We start from the raw sequence: 2728 nt of genomic DNA on the forward strand, positions 1-2728 counted from the left end.
CCCCGACGGGCCGCGGCGGCCGGCGCCGCCGTCTGTACCGCCCCTGTCGCGTGTGCCGCCCCCTTGCCCCGGTGCGTCGCCGCACCCTATCTTACTTTTGAGTAAGTTTACTTGCTGGTAAGGAGGTTGGCGTGGGCGCCTACCGGACAGTCATGGTCGGCACGGACGGCTCGGAGTCGTCGTTCGCGGCGGTCGAGGGGGCGGCCAGGCTCGCCGCCGCCTGCGGGGCCGAGCTCGTCGTCGCCTGTGCGTACGTACCGATGCGAGGGCCGGAACTGTCCCTGGCAAAGGACCAGTTGGGGGCGGATGCCTACCAGGTGGTGGGGTCGGCACCCGCGGAGGACACCTTGCGGATCGCCAGGGACCGGGCCCGTGCGCAGGGGGCGGTGAAGGTGCGGTCGGTGGCTGTGGAGGACGAACCGGTCGCCGCCCTCGTGCGGACCGCGCGGGAGTGCTCGGCCGACCTCCTGGTCGTCGGCAACCGGGGGCTGCGCTCGCTCGCCGGGCGCATCCTCGGCTCCGTACCCGCGGACGTCGCCAGGAAGGCGGGGCTCGACGTGCTGATCGTGCACACCACATGAGCGCGGCGGACCCGTCCGGCGGCGGAGAGGCGGGGCGCACCGTCGAGGAGGTGCTGCTCGGCGGAGGCCGCGTCTGGACGAGGCGCGACGTCGTCGAGCGGACCGGGGTGGGGGCCGAGCGCACCGCACAGCTCTGGCACGCACTCGGTTTTCCGGTGGTCGAGGACGACGCGAGGGTCTTCACCGACGCCGACGTCGAGGCGCTGCGCGCGGGGGAACGGCTCATCGGGGTCGGGCTCATCACCGAGGAGAGCGAGACGGTGATGGCGCGCGCCCTGGGCCACCATCTGTCCCGGCTGGCCGAGTGGCAGGTGTCGACCCTGTGGGCCTGGATGAGCCGGGTACCGGGAGCCCCCGCGACCGGAGGGCGGCCGGTCGACCACGCCGCGGCGCTGCTGCCGGAGCTGGAACTGCTGCAGCGGCACGTGTGGCGCCGGCATCTGGCGGCGTACGCCGGACGGATGGTCACCGAGACGCGGCAGGGGGCGTCCGCCGGGGGGCGGCGGGGCGCGGCGGCGGGCGGGCCGGTGCCGGCCCGCGTGGACGCAGACGTCCGCGACCTGGCGGTGGGGTTCACCGACATGGTCGGCTACACGCGGATGACCCGCGGACTGGACAGCGCCGAACTCGGCCGGGTGCTCGACCGGTTCGAGGGCCTGACGGGCGACGTGGTCGCCGAGGGCCGCGGCCGGGTGGTGAAGACCATCGGCGACGAGGTGTTCTTCGTGTCCGAGTCGGCGTCCGAGGCCGCCGGCATCGCCCTGGAGCTCACCGCCCGCGTCGAGGCGGACCAGCGGTTGCCGCGGGTGCGGACCGGGCTGGCCCACGGTGCCGTCCTCAGCCGCTTCGGCGACGTCTACGGGGCGGCGGTGAACATCGCCGCCCGGCTGACCGGGGTGGCCCGGCCCGGCACCGTGCTGGTCGACACCGTGTTCGCCGGGGAGCTGGCGGGGCTGGCCGGGTACGAACTCAGGGCGCTGCGCCCGGTGTCCGTGCGCGGGTACAGCAGACTCCGGCCCGTACTGCTGCGGCCGCCCCGGGCCCCACGGCCGGGCCGGGAGCGGGCGTCGCACGGGACGAGGTGACCGCGGCGGCGGACGGCGGCCTCCTGGACGGTCCGGTTCGCTCAGGTCCGGAACCGGACCGCCGGGCCCTGCGCCACCGCACTGGCGTCGCCCACCGCCGCGGTCCCGTCCTGCCGGTGCCGCGCGGCACCCCTCATCCGGGTGCGCGGCACCGGCAGGGTCATGGGAGGAGGCTCAGTCCTCGCGCAGGGCGCGGACGGCCTCCTCCACGCGTGTGCCGTACTCCGGGTCGGCGGCGTGGAAGTGGGCGAGGTTCTTCTCGATCACGTCGTCGCGGGTGACCTGCGAGAGGCCGCCGGCGATGTTGGCGATCAGGCGGTCCTTCTCGCCGGCCGTCATCAGCCGGTAGAGCTCACCCGCCTGGAAGAAGTCGTCGTCCTTCGGGTGCGCGGGCGCCTCGTGCGTACCGGTCCAGCCGTGCACGGCGAGCGGGGCGGCCGGCGGCTCCCCGGTCTGGACGGGGCCGTCGTACGAGTTGGGCTCGTAGTTCTTGTCGTGCCGTGCGCCGTACCGGGTGGCGTGCAGACCGTCGCGGCCGTAGTTGTCCACGACGGGGGCCTTCGGGGCGTTGACCGGCAGCTGCGTGTGGTTGACGCCCAGCCGGTGGCGCTGCGCGTCGGCGTACGCGAACAGCCGGCCCTGGAGCATCTTGTCCGGGGACGGGCCGATACCGGGCACGAAGTTGTTCGGCGAGAACGCCGCCTGCTCGACCTCGGCGAACACGTTGTCCGGGTTGCGGTCCAGGACCAGGCGCCCCACCCGGTGCAGCGGATGGTCCGCGTGCGGCCACACCTTGGTCACGTCGAACGGGTCGAAGCGGTACCCCGCGGCCTCGGCGGCCGGCATGACCTGGACGTACAGGGTCCACGAGGGATTCATCCCGCGCTCGATGGCCTGGAGCAGGTCCGTCTGGTGCGAGGTGGCGTCCCGGGCGGCCAGCTCCGCGGCCTGGCCGGCGTCCAGGGAGCGGACGCCCTGGTTGGTCTTGAAGTGGTACTTGACGAAGAAGGCCTCGCCCTCGGCGTTCGTCCACTGGTAGGTGTCTCTTATACACATCTCTGA

3 protein-coding genes are annotated in these 2728 nt (G+C 73.7%); 2 read left to right on the forward strand and 1 reads right to left on the reverse strand.

Annotation, left to right across the window (positions count from 1 at the left end):
• Positions 1-131: 131 nt before the first annotated feature.
• On the forward strand, positions 132-581 hold the full coding sequence (locus tag IH13_RS0121160; protein WP_031086747.1) for a universal stress protein: 450 nt from the start codon (positions 132-134) through the stop codon (positions 579-581).
• Complete coding sequence (locus tag IH13_RS0121165; RefSeq protein WP_031086748.1) at positions 578-1666, forward strand: adenylate/guanylate cyclase domain-containing protein; 1089 nt, start codon at positions 578-580, stop codon at positions 1664-1666. The genes IH13_RS0121160 and IH13_RS0121165 overlap by 4 nt, the downstream gene beginning before the upstream one ends.
• A gap of 174 nt (positions 1667-1840) precedes the next feature.
• On the opposite strand, the gene IH13_RS0121175 is transcribed toward IH13_RS0121165, so the two are convergent.
• On the reverse strand, positions 1841-2728 hold an 888-nt coding region (locus tag IH13_RS0121175; RefSeq protein ID WP_158791246.1), incomplete at its 5' end, for a catalase.

Origin of the sequence: Streptomyces sp. NRRL WC-3549 (assembly GCF_000721935.1) — a bacterium.
In the GTDB taxonomy this organism is placed as follows: Bacteria; Actinomycetota; Actinomycetes; order Streptomycetales; family Streptomycetaceae; genus Streptomyces.